This is a genomic window from Sphaerisporangium sp. NPDC051011 (assembly GCF_040653595.1).
In the GTDB taxonomy this organism is placed as follows: domain Bacteria; phylum Actinomycetota; class Actinomycetes; order Streptosporangiales; family Streptosporangiaceae; genus Sphaerisporangium.
This window is the reverse complement of sequence record NZ_JBFAGG010000003.1, coordinates 60,444-83,457: the sequence shown is the minus strand read 5'-3', so window position 1 is coordinate 83,457 and position 23,014 is coordinate 60,444. Positions and strand designations below refer to the sequence as shown.

The 23,014-nt window shown below is 73.2% G+C and carries 14 protein-coding genes; 8 read left to right on the top strand and 6 right to left on the bottom strand.

Features of this window, described 5'->3' with window-relative positions:
* The first annotated feature begins 107 nt into the window (after positions 1 to 107).
* Both AB0H21_RS07660 and AB0H21_RS07655 read left to right on the top strand, forming a co-directional pair.
* The gene (locus AB0H21_RS07660; protein WP_358513179.1) at positions 108 to 2,645 is read left to right on the top strand and encodes a hypothetical protein; all 2,538 of its coding nucleotides are present in this window, start codon (positions 108 to 110) and stop codon (positions 2,643 to 2,645) included.
* Positions 2,645 to 4,471, top strand: coding sequence for a hypothetical protein (locus tag AB0H21_RS07655; RefSeq protein ID WP_358513177.1), 1,827 nt, complete (start codon positions 2,645 to 2,647; stop codon positions 4,469 to 4,471). The genes AB0H21_RS07660 and AB0H21_RS07655 overlap by 1 nt, the downstream gene beginning before the upstream one ends.
* A gap of 36 nt (positions 4,472 to 4,507) precedes the next feature.
* Here AB0H21_RS07655 and AB0H21_RS07650 read toward each other — a convergent pair whose 3' ends face one another.
* From AB0H21_RS07650 to glnA, 3 genes are all read right to left on the bottom strand, one after another.
* Positions 4,508 to 5,245: a hypothetical protein gene (locus AB0H21_RS07650; protein ID WP_358513175.1), complete on the bottom strand. Its 738-nt coding sequence runs from the start codon at positions 5,243 to 5,245 to the stop codon at positions 4,508 to 4,510.
* 644 nt (positions 5,246 to 5,889) lie between these two features.
* Complete coding sequence (locus AB0H21_RS07645) at positions 5,890 to 8,394, bottom strand: IPT/TIG domain-containing protein (protein WP_358513173.1); 2,505 nt, start codon at positions 8,392 to 8,394, stop codon at positions 5,890 to 5,892.
* A gap of 605 nt (positions 8,395 to 8,999) precedes the next feature.
* Complete coding sequence (gene glnA, locus AB0H21_RS07640) at positions 9,000 to 10,361, bottom strand: type I glutamate--ammonia ligase (RefSeq protein ID WP_358513171.1); 1,362 nt, start codon at positions 10,359 to 10,361, stop codon at positions 9,000 to 9,002.
* Positions 10,362 to 10,673: 312 nt separating this feature from the next.
* Between glnA and AB0H21_RS07635 the strand changes: the two genes are divergently transcribed.
* Positions 10,674 to 12,080 carry an expansin EXLX1 family cellulose-binding protein gene (locus AB0H21_RS07635; protein ID WP_358513169.1) on the top strand — a complete coding sequence of 469 codons (1,407 nt, stop codon included), beginning with the start codon at positions 10,674 to 10,676 and terminating at the stop codon, positions 12,078 to 12,080.
* A gap of 95 nt (positions 12,081 to 12,175) precedes the next feature.
* On the opposite strand, the gene AB0H21_RS07630 is transcribed toward AB0H21_RS07635, so the two are convergent.
* Entirely contained in the window at positions 12,176 to 13,162 is a 987-nt protein-coding gene (locus AB0H21_RS07630; protein ID WP_358513167.1) for a winged helix-turn-helix domain-containing protein, read from the bottom strand.
* Positions 13,163 to 13,224: 62 nt separating this feature from the next.
* Here AB0H21_RS07630 and AB0H21_RS07625 point away from each other — a divergent pair, with 62 nt between their 5' ends.
* The 5 genes from AB0H21_RS07625 to AB0H21_RS07605 all read left to right on the top strand — a co-directional run bounded on the left by AB0H21_RS07625 (position 13,225) and on the right by AB0H21_RS07605 (position 20,521).
* Positions 13,225 to 14,424: an MFS transporter gene (locus AB0H21_RS07625; protein WP_358513165.1), complete on the top strand. Its 1,200-nt coding sequence runs from the start codon at positions 13,225 to 13,227 to the stop codon at positions 14,422 to 14,424.
* A 203-nt stretch (positions 14,425 to 14,627) separates the two neighbouring features.
* Positions 14,628 to 16,595 (top strand): sensor histidine kinase, encoded by a 1,968-nt coding sequence (locus tag AB0H21_RS07620; protein ID WP_358513163.1) that lies wholly within the window; start codon positions 14,628 to 14,630, stop codon positions 16,593 to 16,595.
* Between the two features lie 185 nt (positions 16,596 to 16,780).
* Positions 16,781 to 18,250 carry a BTAD domain-containing putative transcriptional regulator gene (locus tag AB0H21_RS07615; protein ID WP_358513161.1) on the top strand — a complete coding sequence of 490 codons (1,470 nt, stop codon included), beginning with the start codon at positions 16,781 to 16,783 and terminating at the stop codon, positions 18,248 to 18,250.
* A 190-nt stretch (positions 18,251 to 18,440) separates the two neighbouring features.
* A complete protein-coding gene (locus tag AB0H21_RS07610) occupies positions 18,441 to 18,686 on the top strand; it encodes a hypothetical protein (RefSeq protein ID WP_358513159.1) in 246 nt (81 codons plus the stop codon).
* 44 nt (positions 18,687 to 18,730) lie between these two features.
* Positions 18,731 to 20,521 carry an NAD+ synthase gene (locus tag AB0H21_RS07605; RefSeq protein ID WP_358513157.1) on the top strand — a complete coding sequence of 597 codons (1,791 nt, stop codon included), beginning with the start codon at positions 18,731 to 18,733 and terminating at the stop codon, positions 20,519 to 20,521.
* Positions 20,522 to 20,709: 188 nt separating this feature from the next.
* Here the strand turns inward: AB0H21_RS07605 and AB0H21_RS07600 are convergent, their stop codons facing one another.
* Entirely contained in the window at positions 20,710 to 21,315 is a 606-nt protein-coding gene (locus AB0H21_RS07600) for a TetR/AcrR family transcriptional regulator (RefSeq protein WP_358513155.1), read from the bottom strand.
* A gap of 7 nt (positions 21,316 to 21,322) precedes the next feature.
* On the bottom strand, positions 21,323 to 22,834 hold the full coding sequence (locus tag AB0H21_RS07595; protein ID WP_358514196.1) for an MFS transporter: 1,512 nt from the start codon (positions 22,832 to 22,834) through the stop codon (positions 21,323 to 21,325).
* Positions 22,835 to 23,014 lie beyond the last annotated feature (180 nt).

Sequence of the window (23,014 nt, the reverse complement as noted above, 5' to 3'; positions counted from 1 at the left end):
TCCGCCCGCGGTCGCCGGGTCACCTCCTCTCCCGCCCGCCGCGGTGCTTCGCGTCCGGCGCGTGGGGGCGAGATCCTGTTCCTCCGACGACGGGTGGGTGTGACGAGGTGGCCTGGCAGCTGCACTACACGTCGGCCGAGGCCGGGCCCGCCGGGCGCGCGGGTTTCCAGTTCGTCGCGGAGTCGCCGGGGCTCCCGCACGGCGTCACCGGCAAGGTGGCCCGCCATCTCGCCTACAAGCCCCCGCCGACCGCGCCGCTCGCCCCCTCCGCCGAGGAGATCGCGCGGATGCCCGTCGCGCTGTCCTACGGCCCCGTCCGCGAGAGCCCGTACGAGCCGCCGGGCGATCGCCACGTCGGCGACCGGGAACGCCCGCGCGATCTGAGCGTCGTCACCCGCTGCGTCTACCTCGGGCGCGACTACTCCGGCCGGTACGGCAACTTCCTCGGCCACGCGGTCGTCGCCACCGCCGAGGAGCTGACGGGCCTGCGGCCGGTGGAACTGTGGCGCTCGCCCCTGTGGCAGGACGTCCCCGCGTCCCCGGGCACGCCCCTGCCCGAGCTCGCCGACCTGCCCCCGGGCGAGGGCATCGACCCCGACACGCTCGGCGCCTGGCTGGCCTCCGGCGGCGACGCCGCGTACACCCGGCTCGCGGGCCTGCTGGAGAACGTCCGGCGCGCCCTCGCCGGCGGGCACGGCCGCGTCATCCTGGTCTGCGCCGACGTCGAGGAGATCGTCCGCTGGATCGCGGTCGTCTCGTACTCGCTGCCGTGGCCGGTCGCGGCGCGCCTGTCGTTCGTGACCTACAGCGCCGACCCCGCCGGCGCGCCGCACATCATCGTGGGCACGACCCCCGACGTCTGGATGCCCGCCGACGTCGAGGCCGCCGTCGTCCGCCTGGACGATCCCGCCGCCGCGTCCTCGGCCGGCGCCACGGCCCTCGCCGGGACGATGGGCGCCCCCGGCCGCTTCGCCCGTACGGTCACGGACTGCTGGCGCCGCATGGACCTGGACGGCATCGACGCGATCGGCGAACTGGGCACCCCGCCGGGCGCGGACCCGTTCGGCGAGCCGGGCGGGAACGGCGCTCCCGAGGGCCGTGACGGAGCCGCCGGCGGGGACGGCGCGGCGGGGTGGGGGACGTTCGAGCCGGACACGAGCGCGGCGCTGCTGGCGTTCTGCCGCGGCGACACGAGTGTGACCGCCGCCGAGCAGTCGGCCATCGCCCGCGCCCTGTCCAAGGACCTCCCCGACTGGCTGTGGGACGACCTCGCGCGCGCCGCCGACCGCATGGACTACGAGCTCGCCGCGGCCGTCCGCGCCCACGCCCCTGAGGAGACCGCCGAGCTGTGCGCGTTGCGCTGCGCCGTCCTGGCCCTGGCCGACCCCGGCCTGCCCGCCCCGTCACCCGCCTCGCGGCCGGGAACGCGCGCGGCGCTCGCCGACGACGCCGCCCGCGCGCTCGCCGGTGCCCGCGATCTGGACGAACTGGCCCACGCGGCGCGGACCGCGTACGCCGTGGGGGCGCCCGTCGACCCGGCCGGGCTCGAACGCGCGGCGGGCGCGCTGGCCCGTGACGGGCGGGGCGACCTGGCCCGCCTGCTGGAACGCCTTCCGGCCGACCTGCGCGAGACCATCTTGTCGGGCGCGGTGGCCGGGCTGGAGGCGTCACCCGACGAGGTCCGCCGGCGGATGCTCGCGGACTCCGTCTGCGACCGATTATGGCGCCGCGACCTGACACACGCGCCGCGCACGGGCACGGCGGTGATCCTTTCCCTGGTCCGCCGCGGCCTCCTGTCGCGCGTCGAGGCCACCGAGCGACTCCTCCGCCTCGCTCCCCACGCGACCGCTGCCCCCGCGAACCCGCCTTCTGCCGAAATAAGCGAAATGTCGGTCGCAGAAGAGAGGGGCGGCGGGGGTTCAGAGGAAGCGGATCTCCCAGACCTGGGGACGGCCGGGTGGGACGCCGGGGTGGCCGAGGTCTGGAAGGACGCGCCGGGGCCCGCGGAGTGTGCGGCGCTCGTCGAGCGGATCGGGGCGGCGCTGAGCGACTCGTCGGCGCTGAGCGACCTGCCCGCGCGTACGTTCCTCGCCGCGGGGCCGGACGACCCCGAGGTCGTGCGGCTGGCCGGCCAGGTGCGGCAGGCCGTCCCCGGGTACCCGGCCAAGGACGCCGAGATGGTGCTGCTGGCCGCCGGGGCGGCCGAGGCGGCGAGGCCCGCGGACGCGGCGGCCGTACTCCAGCGGCTGGAGGAACTCGCCCGCGAGACCCACGAGGACCTGCCCGCGGCGGCCCGGGCCGTGGCCGCGCGCGCCCTGGCCGAACGGGACCCGAGGTTCCGCACCGAGGTCCTCACCCTGCTCCCGGACGCGGCGCGGCGCGGGCTGGCGCGCACGTGGCTCGCGGCCCGCGGGTCGCGCGACGAGGAGTTCGCGCTGCTGGAGGTCGCCGTACGGCTCCACATGGCGGACGCGCCCGTCCCCGAGCTGGACTCCTGGGCGCGCACCCGCCTCGGCGGCTGGTCGATGTCGGGGTCGGCCGAGTCGCGCTTCAAGCGGGACCCGGACCTCGCGGCCGGCCTGAAGGATCTGAAGGATGCGACCCGAACCCGGCGCGGCCTCCCGTGGAAACGCGAGGACCGCTGATGCCACTTGTAGTGATCTTCCTCATCGCGTTGTGGCTCGCGTGCATGTACTTCGGGTTCCTCTACGTGTTCCCCGTCGTGTGCGCGATCACCGTCGCCGGCGCCACGCTCGTCGGCGCGGGCCACTACTACCTGCGCGCCGGCCGGGTGCTGCTCCCGGCGACGGCGGGCGGGATCTCCCCCGCGCTCCCCGCCACGGCCGGCGAGCGGCGCGACCCCGTTTTCCGCCACTACCTGTTCGGCCAGGCGGGCCTCGACTGGTGGCGGATCGCCGCCTTCGCCGTCCCGGCCCTCTGGGGCACCGTCAGGACGGTCATCGGCACGCTCACGCGGTGGCTCATGAGCAACGTGCAGGGCTTCTTCCTGCTGCCCGTGTGGCTCGCGGCCATCGTCGGCACCGGCGTCGCGCTGATCCCGCTGGCGGCGGCCGCCACGGCGGTGGTCGGCGCGTACGCCCTGGTCTGCGGGGCCGGGCTGCTGCTGTGGGCGGCGTCCGCGCTGCTCGTGCGAGGCGTCGAGGGCGTGGTCATGCTGGCCCGCCGCATCCTGCAGACCTGCCCGCACCCGCAGTGCTACGCCAGGTTCGCGCTGCCCGAGTACGCGTGCCCGACCTGCGGCGAGCGGCACCGGCATCTGGTCCCGAACCTCGACGGCGCGTTCCGGCACGTGTGCCGGTGCGGCACCCGGCTGCCGACGGCCATCGTGCTCGGCCGCTTCCGGCTCCAGTCGTACTGCCCCGAATGCGAGCGCGCGCTGCCGCACCGGATCGGCCGGGCGCGGATCGAGCCGCTGCCGTTCGTCGGCGGCCCCGACGCGGGCAAGACGACGTTCATGGTGCTGGCCGTCAACGCCCTCAACGGGGTGGTGAAGGAGGCGCGGGGACGGGCCGGGTTCGTGGTGCGGGGGGACGAGGTGGCCTTCTCGCGGCTCCGGCGGGAGCTGCGGCTCGGCAAGGTGTCCAAGACGACCACGCAGGCGCCGTCGGCGACCATGGTGGACATCACGCTGCCCGGCGCCAAGCCGCGCAGCGGCAACCGCATCCTGTACCTGTTCGACCCGTCCGGCGAGGGCTTCACCGGGGCAGCGCAGGTGGAGGCGATGAGCTACCTCACCCACGGCGAGGCGATGCTCATCGTGGTGGACCCGTTCGCCCTCCCCGAAGTGCAGCGGAGCCTGTCGGACGCGGAGCGCAAGACGCTCAAGGACGCCGGGGTCGTCCTGTCGCCCGAAGACCCGTCCGACACCTTCCAGCGGGTGCGCAACGAACTGGCCGCGCGGGCGGACGGCGGGCGGCAGAAGCGGGTCGCCGTCGTCGTGACCAAGGCCGACCTGCTGCGCCGCACCGCCGTCGGGCGCGACGCCGCCGAGCTGCCCGGGTGGTTCGACGGGGTCGGGCTCGGCAACATGGTCAGGGAGCTGGCGCGGACGGCGGCCGAGGTGCGCTACCTGGCGTCCGGTCTGCCCGCGGACACGGCCGCGATCGGCCGCCTGGTCGCCTGGCTGACCGGCCTGCCGGTCCCCGAGCGCCCCGCCACCGTCAACGGCGCCGCGCCACGGGCGGCGGACGCGGGCCTGCCGGGAACGGCGGACGCGGATCCGGCGGCGATGGAACCGGCGGACGCGGATCCGTCAGGCGAGGACGAGCTCACCATGACGGACCTGCGGCGGCCGTGGTCTCCCGGCAGGCGGGCGTCGGGGCTGGCGCCGCTGAGCTACCGGCTGTTCCGCTGGTCCCTCTTCGCCGCGTCGCTGTTCCTGTGCGCGGCCACACTGACGCTGCTCGTCATGCGCGTGTGGACCCTGCTCAGCCAGGTGACCATCTACTGACACCGCCAGGGCCCGGGCGGGCGCGGGCCGAGCGGGTCACGTCAGGGACGGGATGATCCAGGTGGCCTTGGCCGCGGCGACCAACGCGCCGTCCAGCTCGTAGACCGCGCTCTCGCCGAACAGCTTGCGGCCGTCGCGGCCGGTGGCGCGGGCCACGACGGAGTACGTCCCGTTCGGGTACACGCGGCGGAAGACCTGGGCGGTGATGCGGCCCAGCAGGCCGGGCCCGCCGTTGCCCGCGTGCGCCCACCCGGACGGGCAGTCCAGCGCGGCCCACACGACCGGGTCGGGGACGACCCCCTCGCCGTCGGTGACGGTCACGGGAACGCGCCACCCGGCCGCGACCACGTCCGAGCCCTCGACGGGGCCGGGGAAGATGCGCAGGCCGTCACCGGGGTCGCGCAGGCCGCACACGAAGCACCCAGGCACGGGGTGCGCCCCCGTGAAGCCGGCGAAGCCGGCCTCGGACCTGGCGGCGTCGGTGAAGGGGACGAACGGAGGAGGCGTGACGTCCTCGGCGACGGGGATCGCCTCGGCCAGCAGCCGGCCGTCATGGGACAACGACGCCGAGTTGGCGACGTGGGAGACGGCGAGCTCCGTCGCCAGGGGAATCGGCCGTCGCAGCGTCACCTCGACCGCGTGCGGGCCCTCCAGCGTGCCGACGAGGGTGCCCGCGAGCGTTCCCGCGATCCAGCCGCCGTTGGCGGTACCCTCGGGGCCTCGGAAGCGGGCCGATACGGTGAGCCCGGTCTCCAAACCGGCAGAAGTCGTCATGCTGGGCACCCCCTACTGCTCTCCAGAACCCGGAGCGCAATCCATATTGTCAATACCACCAATGCCCTCATGGGCGCATAAACCGCTAGTGCCGTAAATGGCCCGACAAGTCGTGGCCATTTTAATCCACCTCACCCGCGGCATCATCGAACCAGGAACCGATGACGGAACCGTTAGCCCGGGGTAACGGCGGCGTGACAGGCGGCGAATAACACCACCCGGCGCCGAGCCACCCCGCGCCGCCCACCCGGATGGCTCCCGGGAGACCGGCCGCGGACGCTACGACAGTGGCAACCGGCTCGCCCCCGGCCCCATTCCCTGCGCGAACATGACCGCAATCCACGACAACGCCCACCACCCGGCGGTCGATCCGGCCGGCCCCGCTCCCAGGACCCGCCCGCCGGTCGAGGCGGTTCGAGCCGGTTCGAGTCGGTTCGAGCCGGTCGAGGTGGGCCCGCACGGAAATGCCGGGCACCCCTTTCCATTCACCTACCGCCCGGGGGCCCAATTGGTTTAGGCCAATGGTTTATACCAATATTCACGCGCCTGGCCGAGCGAACCCCGACGAGCCCCCCGGACGGCCGGTCCATACGCACGCCGAAGGCCCGCCCCGGAAAAGGACGGGCCTTCGGTGGTGGTCGGGGTCAGAGCTGGATGAGTCCGGCGGTGTCGGTGGCGGCTTCGAGGGCCGGGGTACCGGCGAAGGTCGCGGTGTAGGACAGGTTGAGCAGGATCGTGGTCAGCGGGCACAGGCCGTAGCAGGAGGCGACGCCGCTGCTGTCGGTGGTGGCTGTGCAGACGGTGTGGGTGCCGACCTTGAAGGTGATGGTCTGGCCGGCGACGGGCCGGCCGGTGGTGGTGTCGGTGAGGGTCGCCGAGGGATGCAGGTTGATGTTGAGCGCGCCGCCGGTAAGGGAGAGCAGCAGCGGCTGGGCTTGGAGCTTGGTGGTGTCCTTGGTGTAGGTGAAGGTGCCGGCGCTGCTGGTGGCGCTGGTCCCGTCCGGGGTGGTGACCTTCACGTCGACCGCTCCGGCGGCGGTGGCGGCGGGGCTGGTCGCGGTGATGCTGGTGGCGGAGTTCACCGTGAACGAGGTCGCGGCGGTGCCGCCGAAGGCGACGGCGGTGGCGCCGGTCAGATTGGTGCCGGTGATGGTCACGCTCGTGCCGCCGCCGGCGGGGCCGGTGGCCGGGTTGACGGCGGTGATGGTGGGTGCGGGGTTGACGTAGGTGAACTTGTCATCGTTGGTGGTGGCGGTGGTTCCGCCGGGGGTGGTGACCTTCACGTCGACCGCGCCGGCGGTGGCGGCGGGGCTGGTCGCGGTGATGCTGGTGGCGGAGTTCACCGTGAACGAGGTCGCGGCGGTGGCGCCGAAGGTGACGGCGGTGGCGCCGGTCAGGTTGGTGCCCGTGATCGTCACCGTGGTGCCGCCTGCGGTGGACCCGCCGGCGGGGCTGATGCCGGTGACGGTGGGGGGCTTGATGTAGGTGAAGGTGCCGGCGCTGCTGGTCCCGCCGGGGGTGGTGACCTTCACATCGACCGCTCCGGCGGCGGTGGCCGCGGGGCTGGTCGCGGTGATCTCGGTGTCGGAGTCGACGGTGAACGAAGCCGCGGCGGTGCCGCCGAAGACGACAGCGGTGGCGCCGGTCAGGTCGGTGCCCGTGATCGTCACCGTGGTGCCGCCTGCGGTGGACCCGCCGGCGGGGCTGATACCGGTGACGGTGGGGGGCTTGATGTAGGTGAAGGTGCCGGCGCTGCTGGTCCCGCCGGGGGTGGTGACCTTCACATCGACCGCTCCGGCGGCGGCGGCGGCGGGGCTGGTCGCGGTGATGCTGGTGGCGGAGTCGACGGTGAACGAAGCCGCGGCAGTGCCACCGAAGACGACAGCGGTGGCGCCGGTCAGGTCGGTGCCGGTGATGGTCACGCTCGTGCCGCCGCCGACCGGCCCGCCGGCGGGGCTGATGCCGGTGACGGTGGGGGGCTTGATGTAGGTGAAGGTGCCGACGCTGCTGGTGGCGCTGGTCCCGTCCGGGGTGGTGACCTTCACATCGACCGCTCCGGCGGCGGTGGCCGCGGGGCTGGTCGCGGTGATCTCGGTGTCGGAGTCGACGGTGAACGAAGCCGCGGCGGTGCCGCCGAAGACGACAGCGGTGGCGCCGGTCAGGTCGGTGCCCGTGATCGTCACCGTGGTGCCGCCTGCGGTGGACCCGCTGGCGGGGCTGATACCGGTGATGGCGGGGACCGGGGTGTAGGTGATGGTGACGACGCCGTGGCCCGATTGGACGCCGGTGGAAAAGACGGTCCCGGCCGGGCCGTAGCTGCTGCCGCCGCCCCCGCCGCCCCCACCGGCGTAGCCGTAGCCGGGGACGAAGTGCCCGCAGCCGCCGCCCCCGCCGCCGCCGTACCAGCCGCCTCCACCGCCGCCTCCACCGGCGCCGTCCGCGCCGCCGCCCGCGCCGCCCTTACCGGCCGTGCCGTCAGCTCCGGCGGCGCCGCCGGCGCCGGCGCCGCCGCTCCCACCGGCCGAGGAGGTCGCTCCGCCGCCGGGGCTGGCCCCGCTGTAGATCCCGCTGCTGTCGGCGGCAGGGGTGCCGCCCGGGCCGCCGGAGGCACCGGCGGCCCCGCCTCCGTCGCCGCCTGGGCCGCCGTAACGTGGGGTGGCGGCGGCTCCGCCGCCGCCTCCGCCGCCGGCCACCAGCACCCGGTCATCCAGGCCGTAGCCGGGGCCGGTGCGCACGTCCGAGGCGCCGCCGCCCGAACCGCCGCCCCCCGGGATCGGGTTGAGGCCTCCGCCGCCGTAGCCTCCGCCGCCGGTCCCGCCGACGTTGACCTGGAGCTCCTGCCCGGGGGTGACGGCCAAGGTGGCCTTGGCCTCTCCGCCCCGGCCGCCTGCTCCGGTCCTCGGCGCGGCCTGGCCCTGGGCGCCGAACGCGTCCACCTCGATCGAGGTCACACCGGCCGGCACGGTGAACGTCTGCGCGCGCCCGGTATAGGAGAACGTCACCGTCTTGTCGGCGGCCTGGGCCGCCGGGGCGGTCGCGGCCAGGCCGCCGACGGCCAGGGCCACGGCCAGCGTGCCCCGCAGGGCCAGCCCGCGCAGACGGCCCCGCGGGCGCGGCCCGCGCGAGGAGGTACTTGTGGTCGAGGACATAGGAAGGATTCCCCTTCGGCTTCGCCGCCTCGGCCGCCCGGTCCCCGTCGGACCAGGCCGTACAGCCGGACGCCAGACGCGGCGGCGCGCACCCGCCCGGTGTCCCCGAATCCCGACTTTCATCACCGAGAGGAACCGTTCGCACGCCCCACGTCACAGCGAAAACTCTCATCGATCATGTGGGCGCGACAGCCACCCGGCGTGTATTAACCACTATCCTTACTGGCGAACCATCACTCACCCCCACACCTCTGGCGCTCCTGCCTTTCCTGCGATAAAGGCCGCCTATCAGGGCAAAGGTGAACGGGGAGGGTTGTCTTCGCAAGCCCGGAATTCGGGTCGGCAGCAACAGCCGCCAAGAGCGGGCCTGTCCCACCCGCAGCACGTCAACGAACGTCGCGGTGTGCACGCCCGGGTCGTACACGCACCTCATGCCGAGCAGCGAGGGACGCACCCGGCGAGCCGTAGACAGGGTGTATGAGGCCATGGATCACAGGTCTGACGGCCCACAGACGGCCCAGGACCGATGAAAGGGTGAGGGGCCAACGGTTGCGCACCGTCGGCCCTCACCCTTCGATCAACGAGAACCCGCCTCTGAGCTGGGATTACAGCACCGGCAGGTAGCGGCCGAGTTCGAACTCGGTGACCTGGCGGCGGTACTCGTGCCACTCGGCGCGCTTGTTGCGCAGGAAGAAGTCGAAGACGTGCTCGCCGAGGGTCTCGGCGACCAGTTCGCTGCGCTCCATCGCGGAGATCGCCTCGTCCAGGCTCTGCGGCAGCGGCTCGATGCCGAGCGCGCGCCGCTCGGAGGCGGTAAGCGCCCAGACGTCGTCCTCGGCGCCGGGCGGAATCTCGTACCCGCCCTCGATGCCCTTCAGGCCGGCGGCGAGCACCACCGCGAAGGCGAGGTAGGGGTTGCAGGCGGAGTCGAGCGACCGGAACTCCACCCGCGCGGAGTTGCCCTTGTGTGGCTTGTACATGGGGACGCGGACGAGCGCGGACCGGTTGTTGTGACCCCAGCTTATGTAGCTGGGCGCCTCGCCGCCGAGCCCGGCGATCGCCTCGGAGCCGCCCCACAGCCGCTTGTAGGAGTTCACCCACTGGTTGCACACAGCGGTGATCTCGGCGGCGTGGCGAAGCAGACCACCGATGAACGACCGGCCGATCTTGGAGAGCTGGTAGTCGGCGCCGGGCTCGTAAAAGGCGTTATGGTCGCCCTCGAACAGGGACATGTGAGTGTGCATGCCCGAGCCGGGGTACTCGGTGAAGGGCTTCGGCATGAAGGACGCCCAGATGCCCTGCTCCAGCGCGACCTCCTTCATCACCAGCCGGAAGGTCATGATGTTGTCGGCGGTGGTCAGCGCGTCGGCGTACCGCAGGTCGATCTCCTGCTGGCCGGGGGCGCCCTCGTGGTGGCTGAACTCCACCGAGATGCCCATGGCCTCCAGCATCATGATCGCGTTGCGGCGGAAGTCGTGGCCGGAGCTGTGCGGGGTGTGGTCGAAGTAGCCGCCGGAGTCGATCGGGACGGGCCCGCGGCCCTCCTCCGGCCGCTCCTTCAGCAGGAAGAACTCGACCTCGGGATGGGTGTAGAACGTGAACCCCATGTCCGCGGCCTTGGCGAGAGTGCGCTTGAGCACCCAGCGCGGGTCGGCGTGCGAAGGCGAACCGTCCGGCATGAGGATGTCGCAGAACATGCGGGCGGCGCCGGGCGTCTCACTGCGCCAGGGCAGGATCTGGAACGTCGAAGGGTCCGGCTTGGCGAGCATGTCGGACTCGTAGACGCGGGCGAAGCCCTCGATGGCCGAGCCGTCGAAGCCGATGCCCTCGGCGAACGCGCCTTCGAGCTCGGCGGGGGCTATCGCCACCGATTTGAGGAACCCCAGGACGTCGGTGAACCACAGCCGGATGAACCGGATGTCGCGTTCTTCGAGCGTGCGGAGCACGAACTCCTGCTGGCGGTCCAAGGCATCCCCTTCTGCCGGACGGTGATCGGACACCATCGTCGTCGCGCTGAACCAGTCTCTGAGTCGGCGGAAGACATGTCTGGTCATCTACCAGTCTGCCCGCTTGGTGTTTCGCACACGTTACGCGGGTCCGCTGTGAGGCCGCATCTCGCGGACCGGAACCCGGTTTCCGGTTTTCGACACGAACGGCGCGACCAGGAGGCGGACAGGCCATCGGCGGGTGTATCACGGACTCGTACTGTCGTCACGTAATGTGACAGCATGATCTCATCCCGTATTCGTCAAGGATGACCTCAGTGCGAGGAGTTCGCCATGAACGCGGATCGACGGCAGATCCGGCGCCCGTCCGCCCGGCGTACGCGCCCGGGCTCGCGGCCGGGCTTCCGGCTCGGCCGGCGGCCGGACGATGACGCCGGAGGGCCCCCGGCCGTGGTGCGGCGGCTGGCGTGGGCCGTGTCGGCGACGGCGGCGCTCGCCCTGGTCGCGCTCGGCGCCCAGACCGGCAGGAACGCGGCCTGCGCGGCCTCGCTCGCGGGCCCCGCGGGCGGGGGCGGCGCGGCGGCGTCCGGCAGGACGGGCGGCGGGGAGTGCTCGCTGCGGGGCGCGGTCCGCGACGACCTGGTCGTGGCGGTGTCGGCGGAGGAGTACGCGGGCGCGAGCGCGTGCGGGGCGTACCTCGACGTCACCGGGCCGCGCGGCATCGTGCGCGTCCAGGTGGTGGGCGAGTGCCTGGGGTGCGCCCCGGGCGAGGTGGACCTGAGCCGCCCGGCGTTCACGCGCATCGCCTACCCCGGCCGCCGCGTGGTGCCGGTCGGCTACCACACCGTGCGCAACCCCGCGATGACGCTGCCGGTGGCGTTCCGCGTCAGGCCCGGCTCCTCGGCCGGCAGGCTGGCGATCCAGGCCGTCGACCACGGCAACCCGCTGCTGCGCCTCGAAGTCCTGACGGACGGGCGTTGGCGGCGCCTGTCCCGCGATTCCGGCAACTACTGGGTGGCCGAGGACGGCGCCGGGCCGGGCCCGTTCGTCGTGCGGATCACGGACGTGTACGGGCAGCGGCTCACGGCGAGCGGCATCCGCCTGGACGAGCCCGGCCTCCAGCGCACGACGCGCCGCCTGTACGCCCCGGCGCAGGCGTCGCCCGCACCGCCCGCCCGCACGGCCACGGGCAGGGAGGTGCCCGGCCCCGCGCCGGTCCCCGATCCGGACGCGCCCGGGCCGTCCGGTCGGCCCGCCGGGTCCTCCGGGCCGACCGCCACGCCGCCCGCGCCATCCGCGCCATCCAGACCGTCCGGGCCGCACGTCGCGCCCGCCGGGCCGTCCGGGCGTCCGCCGTCGACCGTCACCCCCGGAGGCGTGAGGGACGGCGAGCCCGCGCGTCCGCCGTCACCCGCCGCCCGTCCGTCACCGCGGGCGGGTTCGGCGGGGACGGGTTCGGCGGGGATGAGTACGCCGGGGACGGGTTCGGCGAGGGCGCCGGAGGCCCGGGCGAGGACGAACGGCGGGCCGTCGCGCCCCCGCTCCCCGGACGAGCGCGGATCGGGCCGCTGGTCCGGGGATGGGAACGCGCGAGGCTGGGGGTACGGCGGCGCATGGCAGGAGAGCTCCGGCTCCGGCGACGTCCCCGGCGACCGGGCGGGGTCGCGCGGGGACACCCCCGGGCTCTCCGGCCCGGCGCCCCTCGCCGCCCTGCCATCCACCGCCCCGTTCTTCTGCTAACCCCACGACGACCCGACGGCCGCCCCCTCCGCCGCCCCAGAGCGGCCCCACCGCCGACCGCACCACCGACCGCACGGCGGCCGCGCCGGGCGCGGTCAGGAGCCGCTGACCAGCGCGTCCCCGGTGGAGGTGCGGCGGTAGAGCACCTCGCGGACCATGCGGCGGCGGGTGACCAGCCCGTTGCCGCTGAGCACCGACAGGTGCTGGGATACCGCGCCGGGCGTGAGCGACATGCGCCTGGCCAGGGCGGTCGTGGAGGCGGGCCGGCACAGCGAGAGCAGGATCTGTGCGCGGGTCCTGCCGATCAGCGCGGCGAGGGCCTCGGGCGCGGGCGGCGGCCCGGCCTCCCAGAGCGTGCCGACGCCGCGCGCCGGGTAGACGAGCATGGCCTGGTAGGGCTCGCTCATGGTGGCGATGTCCGGCCAGCGGAACACGCTCGGCACGAGCAGCAGCCCGTCCCCGCCGAGGTCGCCGGTGTGGCACCAGGCGCCAGCGCCGGTGCCGGTGGTAAGCCGGTCGCCGTGCCAGCGGACGGCGGGGTGCAGGTCGGCGAACAGCTCCCGCGCGCCTCCGGTGGCGAGCCGCCGGGACCGCCACATCAGGTCGGCCTCCAGCAGCCCGTACACCCGGGGCCAGAACTCCTCCAGGGCCAGCTCCCAGTACACGGCGAGCGTGCCGGCGACCCGGCGCACGCCCTCGGCGGGGTCTGCCTGGAAGCGCGCGATGGCCCGCCTGTCCGGGGTGTCCACCCAACCGGCCTCCTCGGCGGCCTTCTCGGGGGCGGCTTCCCGGACGCGGGCCAGCTCGGCGGCGAAGTCGGGCAGGGGCGTGTCGGGCGGCGGGGTGAGGAAGTCGGCCATGTACCCGTGGGCGGGGACGAGGGCGAGCAGCTCGGACAGGTCGAGCGCGGCGAGCCGGGGCCGCAGGGCCCGTATCCAGGGCAGGTGCACCGAGTGGCGCGCGGGGGCGTGCAGGACGCGCAGGCTCGCGACCAGTTCCCACATCGGCGAGAACGCGAAGCGCAGCCGTGCCAGGTCGTCGGCCCCGAACCGCCAGTCGACGCTCACCAGGCCTGCCCCCATTCACCTTTTAGTGGTGCCTAAAAGATTGGCACGGATGCGAACCCTTGTTCAACGCTTGTCCCGTGACCAGCACCGTCAGCCGTAAACCCTCCCTCCTCCAGTCCAGGATCGGCGGGTTCCCCCGCGCGTTCTGGGTCCTTTTCGGCGGCACGTTCGTCAACCGCCTCGGCACCATGGTCGAGCCGTTCATCGGCGTCTACCTCACCCAGTCGCGCGGGATGTCGCTGGCGGCGGCCGGGCTGGTCATGGCGGTGTTCGGCGTCGGGTCGCTGTTCTCCCAGCTCATCGCGGGGTGGCTGGCCGACCACGTGGGACGCAGGGCGACGCTCACCGGCGGCACGGTCGCGACGGGCGTGTGCATGGTCGCCCTCGGGTACAGCACGTCGCTGCCCGGCATCGTCGCGGCGATGGCCGTGCTGGGCCTGGTCCTGGACGCCTACCGCCCGGCCTCGCAGGCGCTGGTCGCCGACCTGATCCCCGCGCACGACCGGCCGCGCGCGTTCGGGCTGCTGTTCTGGGCGATCAACCTCGGGTTCGCGGTCGCCATGGTGGCGGGCGGCGCGCTGGCGCAGTCCGGTTTCCTGTGGCTGTTCTGGATCGACGCCGTGACCTCGATCGTCTTCGGCTTCCTGGTGTGGCGGGCGGTGCCGGAGACCCGTCCCGAGCGCGGGCACGACGCGCCCGGCTTCCGCGAGGTGCTGAAGGACCGCCTGATGGTCACGTACGTGGTGATCACGCTGATGTACGCGTTCGTCTACCTCCAGTCGTACGCGACGCTGCCGCTGGCGGTCACCGGCCAGGGCCTGTCCACGGCCGCCTACGGGCTGGCGATCTCGGTCAACGGCATCCTGATCGTCATCGTGCAGCCGCTGGTCGGGCCGTGGCTGAACCGGCACGACCCCGGAAGGACGCTCGCGGCCGGCATGGCGGTGGTGGGGGCGGGGTTCGCGCTGATGGCGTTCGTCTCCACGACGGCGGGGTACGCGGGGGCCGTCGCCGTCTGGACGCTCGGCGAGGTGGTCACCGCGGGCATGGGAGGCGCGGTCGTGGCGGCCCTGGCCCCGCCCCACCTGCGCGGGCGCTACAGCGGGATGTTCGGTTTCGCGTGGTCGGCGGGCGGGCTGCTCGCGCCGCTGGCCGGAACGCGCCTTCTGGCGCTCGGACACTCGGTACTGTGGATCACCGTGGGGGCGGTCGGTGTGCTCGCCGCCGTGGGTCAGTTCGTGATCTCCCCCGCGATCCGCCGGCGGTCCGCGTCCTGACCTCGCCTTCACGGGCGCCGGTCCTCTGATGGCCGCGACCCATTTCGGTAAAGTCAGTCAGTCGGCTCGAACGGTGCTTTTTCAGCATCAATCCGCCGTTGATCGGGCGTTATGTGACGTCCCATACTTTCCCGGATGCCTCCTGTTCCGGCGGGAGTGCGCACACCCTCCACCGTGGGGGACGTTGAGGGAAGGGGATCGGGATGGTCAGGATCACGACGACGCGCGCGGTGGCCGTCGTCACGGCGGTCGCCTCCCCGGTCATGGTGGTCACGTCCCTGCTCGTCTACGCGGCCCTCCCGCCCGGATGGCACATCGACGTCTTCGCGACCCCCGACACGGCGGCCGGGCTGATGTTCCCGCCCGTCGGCGCGTTCCTCGTGTACCACCGGCCGCGTCTGAACGTCGCGTGGCTGATGTGCGGCGGCGGGTTCGGCGCGGCGGCCGGCCAGATCAGCGGCGCGCTGATGTTCCGCGCCGCGGCCGACGGCGCGCTCGGCGCCGCCGGATACCTGCGCTATGTCTCCATCCTCGGCTGGCTGGTCTCGGGCCTCTCCCTGGCCGTCCTGGTGCCGCTGCTCTCCCCCGACGGCCGGCCGCCCTCCCGCCGCTGGTGGGCGGTCGCGGTCCTCGGCGCCCTCTCCATGTCCGCCGAGGCGCTACGGCTGATCGTCCGGCCCGCCCTCGACCCCAACCCGTGGCCGGCCGCGGTGCCGAACCCGCTCGCGGTCGAGGCGCTGCGGCCCTACACCCACCTGATCAGCACCATCACCTGGGCGGGCATCTACGCCGCGGTGGTGCTGTCGCTGGTCTCACTGGTCGCCCGCTTCCTGCCCTCGGACCCGCTGACGCGGCGGCAGATCGCCTGGCCGCTGCTGGCCTTCACCGGTTATGTGACGTTCCTGCTGATCGGCGAGCGGTTCTGGCTGATCGCGGTGATCTGGGCGGGGCTCGTGCCGATCGCCATGGCGTTCTCGGTGATGCGCTACCGCCTGTACGGCATCGACACGATCATCAGCCGCGCCTTCGTCGGCGGCGGCCTGCTCGCCGTCATCAGCGGCGTGTACTTCGGCGCCGGCGCGCTGGCCGGTCTCGTCGCCTCCCGCGAGAACCAGGTCGCCGGGCTGGCCGCCGCGCTGGTCGCGGGCGCGTTCTTCCAGCCGCTGCGGCGGCTCCTGCAGCGCCTGGTGGACCGCGCGCTGTACGGCCACGTCGGCGACCCGCGCCTGCTGGCCGAGCGGCTCACGCAGGAGGTGCGCAGGGCCGACCCCGCCAAGGCACTGTCGTCGGTCGTGACCGTCCTGCAGGACGGCCTCGCCATCGAGGGCGCGGCGGTCGAGGTCGTGGACGGCAGGCCGGGGTACGTCGAGAGCGGGCACGTGGGCAGCGAGCCCCGGCAGATCCCGCTGGTGTGGCACGGCGAGACCGTCGGCCGCCTGCTGCTCGGCCGCCCGGGACCGCGCCGCTTCGCCGCCGCGCACGACGAGCGGGTGATCAGCACCCTCGCGCCGTACGCCGCCGACGTCGCCCACGCCGTCCGCATGGCGGCCGACCTGCAACGCTCGCGCCACCAGATCCTGACCGCCCGCGAGGAGGAGCGCCGCAGGCTGCGCCGCGACCTGCACGACGGGCTCGGGCAGACGCTCTCCAGCATGGCGATGACGATCAACCTGGCCCGCAGCAGCCTCAAGAAGTCCCCCGACTCCGCCGACACGCTCCTGCGCGACCTGCGCACCGGCATGGACGCGGTGTCGGGCGACATCCGGCAGCTCGTGTACGGCCTGCGCCCGCCCGCGCTGGACGACCTGGGGCTGGCGGGCGCCGTCCGGGCCCTGGCCGTCGAGGGACCGCCGCCGGTGACCGTGGAGGTGAGCGGGGACCTCACGACGCTGCCCGCGGCGGTCGAGGTGGCCGCCTACCGCATCGTCCAGGAGGCCCTCACCAACGTGCGCAGGCACGCCCGCGCCACGAGCGCCTCCATCGCCCTGGACCGCGCGCCCGACGCGCTGCGGGTGCGCGTCTCCGACGACGGCGCCGGGCTGCCCGAACGCCCGCGCGCCGGGGTCGGCCTGCACTCGATGCGCGAGCGCGCGGCCGAGCTCGGCGGCACGTGCGTCACCGTGCCCGTCGCGACCGGCGGCACGACCGTCGAGGCGATCCTCCCCCTCTGACCGGCGGCAGGGTGGGGGCGTTCGGTTCCTTCTCGCTTGTGTTGCGAATTCGTCCGGATTTCGTGGCGAATCCCTGAGCAGGCCCCGGAAACCACGCCGAATGCCACGCCGAGGCTCACGACCGCGCATCGACCGGCCGTATCGGCGCCCGGATGGACCGTTGAGGCCCTACGCTGTGCGCTGCGATGTTGAAATTCCATGCTTTGGGTCCTTTTCAGGTAGTTGCTGGCGATTCCCCGCTGGACCTCGGCGGGCTCCGCCAGCAGGCCGTCCTCGCGCGGCTGCTCGTGGCGCGCGGCAGGGCCGTCCCGATGAGCGTGCTCATCGACGAGCTGTGGCCGGGCGATCCCCCCGCCCAGGCGCTGTCGACGATCCAGGGGTACGTCTCCCGGCTGCGCCGCGCGCTGGAGCCCGGGCGCGCTCCTCGCGAGGAGGCCGAGATCCTGGTCTCCGCCCCGCCCGGGTACGCGCTGCGCGCCGGCTCCGACACCGTCGACACCTGGCTGTTCGAGAGCCTCGTCCGCGCCGGCGAGACCGGGGACGCCGCCGCGGTGTGGGACCGCATGGAACGGGCGCTCGGGCTGTGGCGCGGCCCGGCGCTGGCCGAGTTCGCCGACCTCTCGTGGGCCGCCGCCGAGGCGATGCGGCTGGACGAGCTGCGGCTGATGGCGGTCGAGCAGCGCGCTGAGGCGGCGCTGCGGCTCGGCATGGCGTCGGCGACGATCCCGGACCTGGAGTCCCACGCCTCGGCCCATCCGCTGCGGGAGGAGGCGTGGCGGCTGCTCGCCCTGGCCCTGTACCGGGCGGGGCGGCAGGGCGACGCCCTCGGGGCGCTGCGCCGGGCGCGCACGCTGCTGCGCGAGGAGCTGGGCCTGGACCTCGGCCCGACGCTACAGCGGCTGGAACGTGACATCCTCGCCCACGCCGCGCACCTGGACGGCCCTGCCCCGGACGCCCCCGACGCGGCGCCCGCCGGGGTGGCCGCACGGGAGGCGTCGGCGCTGCGGGTGGTCGTCGCCGACGACCAGGCCCTCGTCCGCGCCGGGCTCCGGGTGATCATGGAGAACGAGCCGGGCGTGGAGCTGGTGGGCGAGGCCCAGGACGGCGAGCAGGCCATCGCGCTGATCCGGCGCACCCGGCCCGACCTGGTGCTGATGGACATCTCCATGCCGCGCCTGGACGGCCTGGCCGCGGCGCGCCGGGTCCTGGCCGACGCCGCCCCGCCGAAGGTCGTCATGATGACCACCTTCGGGACGGACGACAACCTGTACGCGGCCCTGCGCGCCGGGGTCAGCGGGTTCGTCCTCAAGACCTCCCCGCCCGAGCAGCTGCTGGCCGCGCTCCGCGCGGCGGCGGATGGCGACGCGCTGATCGACCCCGCCCTGACGACCCGGCTCATCGCGGCCTTCGCCGGCCGCGGCGACCCGGACGTGCCCCCCGCCCTGAAGGGCCTGACCGACGCCGACCTCGACGTGATCAAGCTGGTGGCCCGGGGACAGACCAACCAGGAGATCGCCACGACGCTGTCCGTCCCCGAGGACTCCGTCGGGGCGGCGATCGCCTCGCTCCTGGACCGCCTGGCCCTGCTCGACCGCGCCCAGCTCGTCGTCCTGGCCTACGAGTCCGGCCTGATCAGCCCGGGCACGGCCCGCTGACCGCGCCCGTGAACGGCGGCTCGCGGCGGATCCGTGATCGTGTCGAACCCTACCCACACCACCCCATTAGGGGATGGGTTTGATACATCCTGGGGCTCCAATGATGCGAGGCTGTCTTCGGTTGGCGGTCGGTTACAGTCGTGGTATCGCGCGCCCGCGCGGAGCCCGACCGACGGTCCAAGCGCGGCTGGTGGAGGCGCTGAAGTCGACGATGGAGGCCGACTCCGAGCCGTACGCCGCCTGCCACGTCCATATGCGCGCCGCCGCCGGCGCGCTGCTCGCCCGGGCCCAGGAGGCGGGGGTCGTGCGGGACGGCCTCACCGGCCTGGAGCTGCTGCGCATCGCCCACGCCGTCGCGGTGGCGACGGAGCGCTCGGAAGAGAGCGGCGAACCGCTGCTCACGATCATGATGGACGGCCTGCGCCCTCAGAGCTGAACCGCCCCGAGGGCCGGGCCGGCGCCACACGTAAGGTGGAGATCGTGCCTCAACTGCGTATAGCCCTCGCCCAGACCAACCCGGTGGTGGGCGACCTTTCCGCCAACGCCGACGCGCTCGTCGCGTGGACGCGCCGCGCCGCCGACCGCGGCGCGCACCTGGTGGTCTTCACCGAGATGTTCCTGACCGGCTATCCGGTCGAGGACCTGGTGCTCCGCACATCCTTCGTGGACGCCTCGATCGCGACACTGGAGGCCGTCGCCGCGCGACTGGCCGAGGAGGGGCTCGGCGAGGTGCCCGTGGTGGCCGGCTACGTCGACCGTTCCGGCCTCGCGCCCCGGGCCGGGCAGCCGAAGGGCGCGCCGCTGGACGCCGCCGCCCTGCTGCACCGCGGCCGCGTCGTCACCCGCACGGCCAAGCACCACCTGCCCAACTACGGCGTCTTCGACGAGTACCGCTACTTCGTGCGCGGCGACCGGCTGCCGATCTTCCGCCTGCACGGCGTGGACGTCGCGATCGCCGTCTGCGAGGACCTGTGGCAGGACGGCGGCCCGGTCGCGGCCGTCGCGCAGGCAGGTGCGGGACTGCTGGTCGTGCCGAACGCCTCGCCGTACGAGCGCGAGAAGGACGATGTGCGGCTGGAGCTGTGCGCGAACCGGGCGCGTGAGGCCGGGTGCGCGCTCGCCTACGCCAACCAGGTCGGCGGCCAGGACGAGCTGATCTTCGACGGCGACTCGATCGTGGTCGGCGCCGACGGCGAGCTCATCGCCCGCGCGGGCCAGTTCCGGGAGGAGCTGCTGGTCACCGACCTGGAACTGCCCGCGGCCGACCCCGCCGCGCGTCCCGGGACCTTCCCGGTCGACGCCCAGGACGGCACGACGATCACTGTCGAGCGGCTGGAGCTCTCCGCCGAGCCCCTCCCCGCCTACACCCCGGAGCCGCCCGTGGTGGCCCCACGCCTGGACGACCTGGAAGAGGTGTACTCGGCGCTCGTGCTCGGCACGCGCGACTACTTCACCAAGAACGGCTTCCGCTCGGTGATCCTCGGCCTGTCCGGCGGCATCGACTCGGCGCTGACCGCCACCATCGCCGCCGACGCCGTGGGCCCCGACCGCGTGCACGTCGTGCTCATGCCGTCCCGCCACTCCTCCGACCACTCGGTGGGCGACGCCCGCGACCTGGTCGAACGACAGGGCTCGCACGCGCGGCTGGTGCCCATCGAGGGCATCGTGGACGCGTTCGAGAAGGAGGTCGACCTGCACGGCCTGGCCGCTGAGAACCTTCAGGCGCGGGTGCGCGGCATGCTGCTGATGGGCCTGTCCAACGAGCACGGTCACCTGGTGCTGACCACGGGCAACAAGAGCGAGCTGGCCACCGGCTACTCCACGCTGTACGGCGACTCGGCGGGCGGGTTCGCGCCGATCAAGGATGTACTGAAGACGACGGTGTGGGACCTTTCCCGGTGGCGCAACGCCCAGGTGGGGCGCGAGGGCGACCTGCTGTACCCGTTCGCCGTCCCGCCCATCCCGGAGAACTCCATCACCAAGGAGCCGAGCGCCGAGCTGCGCCCCGGCCAGCGCGACACCGACTCGCTCCCGCCGTACGACGTCCTGGACCGGCTGCTGGCCGACTACGTCGAGCACGACATGGGCAAGAACGACCTGGTCGCGGCGGGACACGACCCGGAGCTGGTGGCCCGGGTGATCCGGCTGGTGGACCTCGCCGAGTACAAGCGGCGGCAGTACCCGCCGGGCCCGAAGATCACCCCGAAGAACTTCGGGCGCGACCGCAGACTGCCCATCACCAACCGCTGGCGCGAGACCCCCGCCACCTGACCGTTCAGAGCGCCTGAAGCCCGAACCGCCGCGCCGGAGGCGCGGCCATAGGCCGTTCGGGGCGCGGCGGTGTTCTGGAGTCCTCACGCGCGAGGGTGAGGAACGATCCCTCGCGTGTGAGGGCGGAAGAACGCCGCCAAAAGGGGCGTCCCGAACCGCCGTGCCGGAGGCGCGGCAATAGGCACAGCTCACGCTTGCAGGCCCGCCAGCACCTGGTCGGTGATGCGCTCGGCCAGGTCGGCGGGAAGCTCCTCCTTGGGGTCATGCCATTTGGTGAAGACCAGCATCGCGCCGCTGAGCGCGGCCATCGCCATCTCGACGTCGGTTTCGGCGCGGAACTCGCCCGTGTCGACGCCCCGCCGGATGATCGACCGCAGCGCCTCGCGCCGGGGCTTGATCGCGATCTCGCGGAAGCGCTGGGCCAGGTGCGGGTAGCGGTCGGACTCGCTCAGCGCGATGGTCATGATGCAGCGCAGGCGCCGATCGTGCGTCTCCTGCTGCATCGCGCCGAGGTGCCGGACGATGTCCTCGCGGGCGGATCTGCCGAGCGGCTCGGGCATGGGAGGCTTGAGCGTGGCCAGCGCGTCGACGACCAGGTCCTCCTTGTTGGACCAGCGCCGGTAGATGGTGGTCTTGCCCACACCCGCCCGCGTGGCGATGGCTTCGATGGAGAGCTCGGCCACGCTCGTACCCTCCGCCAGCATGTCGATCGTCGCGTCGACGATCGCGCGCTCCGCCTTCTCGCTGCGAGGGCGGCCCGGCGCGCGGGCCACCCCCATGCGCTCAGTCACCATGATCTGTTCACACTACTGCCGGTTCCGTGCTTTCCGGTGCCGCCACCGGCGGCACGACCGTTTCCTTCCCTGGGAGCCACCTCGCCACCACGGCCGCGCCGACCAGCGCGATCACGGCGGCGCAGAGGGCGGTCACGTGCATGCCGTCCACGAACGCCTGCTTGGCGTGGGCGACGATCGCGGCACCCTGGGCGCCGAGGGACTGGGCGACGCCCATGGTGGCCGTGATCGACTCGCCCGCGGCGTGCCGCAGGCCCTCCGGGAGGACCGTGAGCGCGCCGGCCACGTTGTCGCGGTAGGTCGCGGACAGGACCGAGCCGAGCAGCGCCACGCCGAGCGCGCCGCCGACCTGCCGGATGGTGTTGGTCATGGCCGAGCCGACGCCCGCCTTCTCGCGGGGCACCGAGGACATCACGGCCTCGGTGGCCGGCGGGCCGATGTTGGCGAGCGCCGCGCCCTGGACGAAGCCGATGATCTCGAACACCCAGATCGGCGTGTCCACCTGGAGGATCGTGTAGCTCGCGAGGGACGCCGCGACCAGCAGCATGCTGGCGGTGGCGAGCACCTTGCCGCCGAAGCGGCGGACCATCTGGGCACTGAGCGGCGAGAAGATGAGCTGGGCCGCCGCGAACGGCAGCACGAGCGCGCCCGCGGCGAGCGGCGAGTACCCCTTGACGATCTGCAGGTAGAACGCCATGAAGAACATCACGCCCATCATGGCGAAGAACACCAGGCCGACGCTGGCGACGGCCGTGGAGAACCGCGGGATGGCGAAGTAGCGTACGTCGAAGGCCGGGTGGGCCGCCCTGCGCTCGTGCAGGACGAACCCCGCGAGCACGGCCAGGCCGACGAGCGTGGGCACCAGGACCTGCGGGTCGGTGACCGTGCCGAGTTCGCCGATCTTGATGATGCCGTAGACGACGCCGACCAGTCCGACGATGGACAGCAGCACGCCGAAGGGGTCGAGCCGGGCCTTGTCGGGGTTGCGGGACTCGGGCACCAGCACCGCGATCAGCACGGAGCTGATGAGGACGATGGGCACGTTCACCAGGAAGACCGAGCCCCACCAGAAGTGCTCGAGCAGGATGCCGCCGGTGATGGGGCCGATGGCGACCGCGAGGCCCACCCCTCCGGACCAGATGCCGATGGCCTTGCCGCGCTCCTGCGGCGCGAAGACGTTGGAGATGATCGCGAGGGTGGCGGGCATGACGGCCGCGCCGCCGAGGCCCATGGCGGCCCGCGCGGCGATGAGCTGCCCGGGGTCCTGCGCGTAGGCGCTGGCCAGGGACGCCAGGCCGAACAGCACCATGCCGATCTGCAGCATGCGCTTGCGCCCGAACCGGTCGCCGAGCACGCCGAAGGTGAACAGCAGGCCGGCGAAGACGAGCGTGTAGGAGTTGATGGCCCATTCGAGCTGGCTCTGCGACGCCCCGAGCCCGGCCTCGGGATCGGAGATGACCTTCAGAGCCACGTTGAGAATCGTGTTGTCGAGAACGACGGCGAGCAGGCTGAACACCATCACACCTAGGACCTGCCATCGGCGTGGGTGACCTGTCGTCTTGTCCACGAACCCCCCAAGTACGAGTAAGAGCGAAATTTCGATACGAGTGCGTTTCGCACCGTTACCGTAGCGCGCGAGGATTCGATACGCAACCGTCCCGTTTCGTTATGATCTCCTGCCCGCGCGAGCCCATCGGGG